Source organism: Thioalkalivibrio sp., from assembly GCF_007692535.1.
In the GTDB taxonomy this organism is placed as follows: domain Bacteria; phylum Pseudomonadota; class Gammaproteobacteria; order Ectothiorhodospirales; family Ectothiorhodospiraceae; genus Thioalkalivibrio.
The window spans coordinates 1-7,416 of record NZ_REBW01000240.1; the positions used below are offsets into that span (position 1 = coordinate 1).

At 66.5% G+C, this 7,416-nt stretch carries 10 protein-coding genes; 7 read left to right on the top strand and 3 right to left on the bottom strand.

All coding sequences use genetic code 11. From position 1 onward, the window contains the following. From EA346_RS13485 to EA346_RS13500, 4 genes are all read left to right on the top strand, one after another. A partial coding sequence (locus EA346_RS13485) for a hypothetical protein (protein ID WP_296759476.1) occupies window positions 1-431 on the top strand: 431 nt, incomplete at its 5' end. Between the two features lie 216 nt (window positions 432-647). Further along, complete coding sequence (locus tag EA346_RS13490; RefSeq protein ID WP_296759478.1) at window positions 648-1,013, top strand: CidA/LrgA family protein; 366 nt, start codon at window positions 648-650, stop codon at window positions 1,011-1,013. Next, the gene (locus EA346_RS13495; RefSeq protein WP_296759479.1) at window positions 1,010-1,744 is read left to right on the top strand and encodes an LrgB family protein; all 735 of its coding nucleotides are present in this window, start codon (window positions 1,010-1,012) and stop codon (window positions 1,742-1,744) included. Before EA346_RS13490 ends, EA346_RS13495 begins: the two co-directional genes overlap by 4 nt. A 249-nt stretch (window positions 1,745-1,993) precedes the next feature. Then, window positions 1,994-2,278 (top strand): cupin domain-containing protein, encoded by a 285-nt coding sequence (locus EA346_RS13500; protein WP_296759481.1) that lies wholly within the window; start codon window positions 1,994-1,996, stop codon window positions 2,276-2,278. Between the two features lie 154 nt (window positions 2,279-2,432). Here the strand turns inward: EA346_RS13500 and EA346_RS13505 are convergent, their stop codons facing one another. Continuing rightward, a complete protein-coding gene (locus tag EA346_RS13505; RefSeq protein WP_296759483.1) occupies window positions 2,433-3,071 on the bottom strand; it encodes an ERCC4 domain-containing protein in 639 nt (212 codons plus the stop codon). Between the two features lie 262 nt (window positions 3,072-3,333). On the opposite strand from EA346_RS13505, the gene EA346_RS13510 reads away from it, so the two are divergent. The 3 genes from EA346_RS13510 (at window position 3,334) to EA346_RS13520 (ending at window position 5,521) form a co-directional block, all read left to right on the top strand. Beyond that, on the top strand, window positions 3,334-4,122 hold the full coding sequence (locus EA346_RS13510; RefSeq protein WP_296759485.1) for a transglutaminase family protein: 789 nt from the start codon (window positions 3,334-3,336) through the stop codon (window positions 4,120-4,122). 373 nt (window positions 4,123-4,495) lie between these two features. Next, window positions 4,496-5,116, top strand: a complete 621-nt coding sequence (locus EA346_RS13515; RefSeq protein ID WP_296750984.1) for a BMC domain-containing protein — start codon at window positions 4,496-4,498, stop codon at window positions 5,114-5,116. An 18-nt stretch (window positions 5,117-5,134) separates the two neighbouring features. Then, window positions 5,135-5,521, top strand: coding sequence for a hypothetical protein (locus EA346_RS13520; protein ID WP_296759487.1), 387 nt, complete (start codon window positions 5,135-5,137; stop codon window positions 5,519-5,521). 95 nt (window positions 5,522-5,616) lie between these two features. Here the strand turns inward: EA346_RS13520 and EA346_RS13525 are convergent, their stop codons facing one another. After that, a complete protein-coding gene (locus EA346_RS13525) occupies window positions 5,617-6,066 on the bottom strand; it encodes an HIRAN domain-containing protein (protein ID WP_296759489.1) in 450 nt (149 codons plus the stop codon). A gap of 333 nt (window positions 6,067-6,399) precedes the next feature. Continuing rightward, a complete protein-coding gene (locus EA346_RS13530) occupies window positions 6,400-7,377 on the bottom strand; it encodes a WYL domain-containing protein (RefSeq protein WP_296759491.1) in 978 nt (325 codons plus the stop codon). Window positions 7,378-7,416: the final 39 nt, after the last annotated feature.

A 7,416-nucleotide genomic window follows, 5' to 3' on the forward strand; every position in this document is an offset into this window, starting at 1 on the left:
AACGCATGATTACCCAAGGTGCGAGTTGGCCCGTCGCGCTGGACCATCTGCCGGCATTGCTGGACGTCGTCGACGAGCAGGAGATCCCGCTGGACATCTGCCTCGACCAGGGTGCGGGTCGCGTGTCATTGCACGCGGCGTCGGTGCGTTGCCGCAGGCGCGACCGCAGCCTGTTCGTCGATGGCCCGGACAGTTCGCTGTGCATCGACCTCGAACTCCTCGCGGGCGCCCGCGCCATCAGCCGCGTATCGGGGTGCGCGCGCCGAATCAGCCTCGAGCTCATCGGTCGAGGGAGGCAAGCCCTGTTGACCATTACCGGCCCCGAGCCCGGCGACGGTCACGCGGGCGAGGTCTGGCAGCTGCTCATGGAAGCCATGTTGCCGAGTCCCCCAAAGGCCCGGCGGGATGCCACTGCCCCGATGGCGTTCTGAACTGGTTCTCTGGCGGGGAATGATTCCTGCCGGGGGGCTGCCTCGAGCAGGAGACGGCTGCATCGCCGACAGGGTTCCGGCCACCGATCGCAGCGACTCCCTTCGCCGACGCAACCTGGATGGGGGTCTGGATCCGCGCCACGCGGGGAGCTTGCCGAGCCGGTTCGATATAGAGTTCTCCCGAACTCAAGCCGGTTTCATCCCAGGGGGTCGTTCGTGGTCCATGCCATTCTTGCCCTCCTCGTCTGCCAGTTGCTGGGCGAGGTCATCGTGCGTGCCACCGGTGTGCCGATTCCCGGTCCGGTGCTTGGCACTTTCTTCATGCTTGCGGCCCTGGCCGCCCTGCGCGAGGTGCCGGAGGCGCTGAATGCCGTCGCCGGGGTGTTGCTGTCCCACTTGTCCCTGTTGTTCGTCCCGGCGGGTGTGGGGGTCATGCTGCACGTCGCGCGCATCCGGACCGAATGGCTGCCACTGCTGGCCGCGCTGTTCGTGTCCACGGCCCTGACCATCGCAGTGACGGCACTGGTGTTCTTCTGGGTGATGCGGCGCATGGGCCTGCACGAACCGGAGCAGCGTTCATGAACGGGGTACCGGATGCCACCGACAACCTCGACCTGCTCTGGGTCTACCTGCAGCAGGAGCCGCTGCTGTGGCTGACTGCGACCCTCGGGGCCTACGCGATCGGGCACTATCTGCACCGTGCGGCCGGCGGCTCACCGCTGGTCAATTCGGTGGCGGTGGCCATCGCGGTACTGGTCGCCCTGCTGGTGCTCACAGGGACCAGTTATGCCACCTATTTCGACGGTGCGCAGTTCGTGCATTTCCTGCTGGGGCCTGCAACGGTGCTCCTTGCGGTGCCCCTGTATCGGAATTTCAATCGAGTGCGGCGCCTGCTGGTACCGATGCTGGCAGCGCTCTTCGTCGGCTCGATCACGGCGGTGGTTTCGGCCGTCGCGGTTGCGGCCGCGCTGGGCGCCAGCCCGGAGACGCTGCGGTCCCTCGCCCCCAAGTCGGCAACCACACCGATTGCGATGGGGATTGCCGAGGGGATCGGCGGTCTTGCGTCGCTGACGGCGACACTGGTCATCATCACCGGCATCATCGGCGCGATGATCGTCACGCCGCTGCTGAACCTGCTGAGGGTCACGGATTGGGCTGCCCGTGGCTTTGCGGTTGGGGTCGCCTCCCACGGCATCGGCGCGGCCCGCGCTTTCCAGGTGAACCATCTGGCCGGAACCTTTGCCGGGATCGCGATGGCGCTGAATGCGCTGCTCACAGCCATCCTCGTGCCGCTCCTGGTCGGCTGGATCTGAATGGTCCTTGGCCTTTTGCAGCGTTATCGGGCAGGGCGCCGTAAGGTGCAGCCGAACCGCGCCGCGAGGGTCTTTGCCGGGTCCGGGCGAGCGCACCGGGCCCGCAGTGCGATGCCCTGCATCTATTGCACGCTGCCTGGCTGCGCCACTCCCTGCCGGCGGGCGGGAAGGAAGCCCCACTCGACGAGGGTTGGATCGTTGCTTCCAGCGGTGCACCATGGCGCCTGACTTCGAGCCATGGAGAGTGAAATGAGCGAGCAGGACATCTTCTTCGAACGTGACCCCTCACCCGCGAAGCTGGACGTGATCGGCGTGCCCGGATGGCCGCGGTGGCGCAAGGAGGTCTCGACCTTCCACTGGACCTACGACCGCACCGAAATCTGCTATCTGCTGCGCGGCCGTGTCACCGTGACCCCGGACGGAGGCGAGCCCCAGACCTTCGAGCGCGGCGACCTGATCACCTTCCCGGCCGGAATGTCCTGCACCTGGGAGATCCTCAAGGACCTGGAGAAGCAGTACAACTACCTGGACTGAGGCCGCATGGCCGTTTGATCGGCCTCGCCGCCGCGGGCAGCAGCCGGGGGGCTGCCCCGGACACGCCGGTCTGCTCTTCCTGCGCCTGGCCAGACTGCCGCATTCACGCCAGGTGATCGGTCGTGGACACCGGCCTTCACGCGTGTCCCGCTCGTTATTTTCCGTATTCGAGCACCTCGGCGATCCGTGCGGCCCGCTCCGCGTCCATGCCTTCGACCTGTGCGAGGGCATCGGCGTCGGCGGCCAGCGCCGCGCGGGCGCTGCCGAAATGGCGCAACAGGGCCTCTGCCCGATCCGCATCCACGCCGGGCAGGCTGGCCAGCAGGTAGAGCTGCGCGTCCCGCCGGATCGCCGGCTTTCCGGGTCGTTCCGTTGTCGAGGCGCCCTCCGCCGCGGCAAGCCCCAGCAGATAGATGAGCATGCCGCTGTTGTCCGCATCGGGGCTGGGGAGCACCGTGACCCCGTGCGTCACCACCATCATCGCGAGGGCGCGGTGGATATCCAGCGCCTGCTGGTGAAAGCGGGCGGTGTAGAGATCCCCCTCCACGATGTACACCACCCGTTCGTGCTGGCTACTGAGCTTGGCCACCTTGTCCCACAGGCTGCGGTCCACGACGCTCAGGATCAGGTCCGTCGCGGATTTGCGTTCGATGATCAGGTCGCCGGGCAGGAGGTAGTCTCCCAGGTCCATCTCGACGGACTCCAGCGTGACGCCCGGTAGTCCTTCCAGCCGGGAGATGATGCGGCCTCTTTCGCGCGTGTCGACGCGGATGTGCAGTGCGGGTGCGTTCATTTCGGCTCCTGTGCCTGTCTGGGGGTGCACAGAGGTAGCACAGACGGGACGCGGCTAACACCGAGGGCTTGTGTGGGCACCGGGTGGGATCGCGCGCAAACGGCGCCGGTCTCTGAACGCGGCAAGACATTCCTCACGGAAGCAGCGGGGTTTATACTCAGGGCTGTCACCCGCGCACCATTTCCCCATCCAGCGCCCCATTCGAGCGCATCCGGACTGCGTCGAACCCATGAACCCTTTATCTTTCCGGCCGGAGGTTCCGATGCGCCTCGAGGTAGGCTGCATGATCGAGATGCAATGCGCGCAGCCGACGCCGCTCCTGCTGTTGCTGCGGCCGCGCAGCGGTGCGCGCCAGTGGATCGCGCGGGAGAGCTATTCCCTGACCCCCCAGGTACCGGCAACCGAACATGTCGACATGTTCGGCAACCTTTGCCAGCGTCTGGTCGCGCCGGTGGGCTCCTTCCAGATCGAGAGCCGCTCGGAGGTCATCGTGTCGCCCTGGGAGGACGCGGGCCACGGGGAGGCATACGTGCCGGTCGAGGCATTGCCCGACGATGTCCTCGCCTACCTGATACCGAGCCGTTTCTGCGAATCGGACCGGCTGGGCTCGCTGGCGAACGAGATCACCTGGGGGCAGGCGCCAGGCTATGACCAGGTTGCCGCCATCAGTCGCTGGGTGCATTCCCGGCTGCGTTACCTGGCGGAATCGGACCCGATGCCCATCTCCGCCTCCGAGGCGCTGGAGCGGGGCGAGGGTGTATGCCGGGATTTCGCGCATCTCGGCATCGCCCTTTGCCGCAGCATGTCCATTCCCGCACGCATGGTGGCGGGCTACCTGCAGGATCTGGAGCCGATGGACCTGCACGCCTGGTTCGAGGCGTTTGTCGGTGGCCGCTGGTACACGTTCGACCCCACGCACCCGGATCAGAACAAGGCCCGCGTGACGCTGGCGCTGGGACGCGATGCCGCGGATGCGCCCGTCTTCAACCAGTTTGGCCCGCCGGTCACACCGTCCGAGATGCGCGTCTTCGTGCGGGAAATGGCTGGCTGATCCCCACGTCCCCGCGGTCGGGTCCCCGGTCTTCCTGCCCGCATGGCCCGCTAGCGATGGGGCATGGTAGGATTCAACAATCCGGCTGGGGTTTCTGGGTACCTGTTTCCAGGGTACGGGGCAGGGCGCGGATCCAGCCGCGCCGCCGTCGCGTCTTCAGGTGCGCGCCGTGACCCGGGCATGCTGAAACCGGTATGATCGCGCGTCGCGCCCCGCCGGATCCGGATGGCCCACCAGGTGCAGGTGGGATTCGAACGGATGGATGGTCTTCGCAGCCGAAGCGGAGACCCCGGTGGGGGCACCTTTTCCACGGGCCTAGATGGCCTCGTCGTCAGGAAATGAACTTGGACTGGTTGTTCCCATGGATGCGCCCCTGATCTCACTGCGGACATACGTCCATATCGATTCCCTGCAGCCGCAGGTTGCAGCGTATATGGCGACGGTGTCGCAGGGTTTCCTGCCCAAGCCGGGGGATTCCTGTCTCTGGCTGGAGGTTGAGCCGGGCCTGGCCATCCATCGGTTGACCGATATCGCACTGAAGGCGTCGCCGGTACACCTGGGGCAGATGGTGGTCGAACGTGCCTTCGGTTCGATGGTGATCCACCATCGCGACCAGGCCAGCGTCACCGAAGCCTCGGACGTATTGCTCCATCACATGCGCACCGATGAGTCGGCGCGGAAGAAATGCCGGGTGGCCTGGCAGGAAGTCATTCGCGGGATCAATGCCGATCACGCGGTGCTGATCAACCGCCAGAACCGCAAGGGCTCCATGGTCCTGGCCGGGCAAAGCATCTTCATCCTCGAGACCGAGCCGGCCGGCTACGTGATCTACGCCGCCAACGAGGCCGAGAAGGCCTCCAATATCACCCTCTGCGAGGCGCATGCGGTCGGTGCGTTCGGGCGCCTCACGCTGGCCGGTCGCGAGGGGGATATCGACGCCGCGGCGCAAGCCGCGATTGCCGCGGTGGAGCGGCTGAACCGCAACGCCACCTGAACCGCAGCATTCCCTTCCATGGAGTTCTTTGCCCTCGCCAGCCTTCAGACCGACCCGGAAACCCTGCAGCGGGAGCTGGGTGTCGCGCATCTCGCCCGTTGGTGCGCGTCGATCGACTCCGTGCTGGAACACGCTGGAGATCGAGGCCGGATCTACTGTGTCTGGGGCGAATTCGCGGTACACCGGGAAGCCATCCGCGGTGGCGTGCGTTTCAGCCTGCCCGGTTGTCCCAACGCGCTGGCCTGGACCATCACCACCGGCCTGCCACCGGCCCCCGAGGCGTTGGTGATCCACTGCACCATCAACCGCCGCGAGCACGACCCGGACTTCATCGAGACCATCGAGTCCTTCGTGGACGACTGGCGCCGGGGATTGGAGGCGGGGCTGACCGATACGGTGACCTGAGCGCCTCGGGACCCGTCAGCGCTGGCGCGGCTGACGAAGCAATCGGGTTACGCCCTCTGGGCTAACCCGACCTACAGTTTGCGGCTTTTTCATCGTCAGAGGTGCCGCGCGTCCGAGGGCATGAGGATCAGGGACGGTATGCTCGATCGCCCCGAGCGGGTCAGGTAGACGTTGAGGGTGATCCGCTCCCACGGGTCCTCGGACTCGCGCAGGTCGTGGATGCGGGCGATGATCTCGGCGCCGTGATCCAGCAGGTCGGAGGCGAGGAGGTTGTCCGCCCGGGGCAGGTAACCGAGATGCTCACCCAGCCAGGTGATGCGCACCGCGCGAGGATCGACGGGGTTGCTGAATTCGCGGCTTAGCAGCAAGGCCTGACCGGTACGCAGGTAGGGCCACAGGCGCCGGGCGTCGTGGTGCTCGAAGCCGGCGAGCGGGAGGCGTTGCAGGTAGGTTCCGTTGGCGCCACTGCGATTCCGCGGGCGTCGGGCATAGCCGGCAAGAGTCGGAATGCGCAGGGCCTGGCTCGGTGTGTGCTTGGGGCTCATGTCGTGCTCCATGAAGTGGGCTTGCCCCCGTTATAACGCCCCCGGTGGCTCACAGAGTGAGCCACCGGTCAAAAATTCCCGGACGCGGATGCGTTGTGCGTGGGCTGCCAATGCGCCCGGCGACTTGCGCCAAACCACGTCCGCATTGCCGCAACGCAAGTGGCCGCCCCGGTTCGGCTGGGCCTCGCGGTACCCTGCGGGGCCTGATGGTGCATAGGGTCTCAACGGGCGCAGCGAATTGCACCGGCCAGAATCAGGGCGCTGAGGATTTTCAGCGCGCTCCGCAACCTCGTGTGCATCGATGCTACCGAGCGCGTCTCCGTTGACGCGGAGTCAGTGAGCGCTGCCTTCGGAATAGCGCCGGGCCGCTGCGTGCAGGCGCTCCCCGACCATCTCCCGCAAGGCCTCGGGAGCGATGACCTCGACATCCGGGCCGTATTTGAGGATGTCCATCACCAGTTCGCGCGGGTCGGAGTACGGGACCTGCAACTCGAAGGCGCCGGCGTCCCAGCGGCTGATCTGGTCCGGGTGCCAGGACTCGTCGGCCACCCATCGGGCCCGCTCGGCGGTGAATCGCAGCACCGCCCACTCCCTGGCCGCCCCGGTGAAGATGCCAAAGCTCGCATTCATGTGACGGGTCAGGGTCCTGTCATCGCAGGCCCGAAAGTTCAGGCTCACCGGATGCGCCTGCCGGATCCGGTCCAGGGCGAAGGTGCGCAGATCCTGCGCCTTGTCGCAGTAGGCGATGACGTACCAGTTGTCCCGGTAGTGGACGAGGCGGTAGGGGTGGATGGTCCGCGCGCCAGGCGTGTCCCGTTCCCGCCCATGGTAGGTGACCGAGAGGGCTGTTTCATTGAACGTGGCACCCGAGACCTGGCCGAATATGGCATCGTTGCTTCGGCGCAGCGCCATCGGTTGCAGGGAGACCCTGCTTGCGACCAGGTCGGCGCGCTGTCCGCCCTCGCCCAGCAGCTTGCGGACCTTGGTCTTCAGTGGACCGATCGATGTCCCGATCAATCCCGGCTGCACTGCGCCGAGCAGCTGGTCCATCGCCAGCAACGCGTGCAGTTCGGTCTCGTTGAACCAGATCCCCGGCAGTTCGAATTCCGGGGCACCCGGATCGTAGCGGTAGCCGTTGTAGTGCCGGTCGTACAGGATCGGCGCCTCCATATGGTCGCGCAGGTAGCGGATGTCGCGCTTGAGCGTCGCGGCGGACACCTCCAGCCTTTCACGCAGGGTGTCGAAATGCACCGGGTGACGCGCGGCCCGGAGCAGCCCGTGCAGGTGGAACAGCCGGTCGGCTCGGTTCATTGAATCCCCCTCGGAGGTGCGCGCAGCCACTCTCCCCGT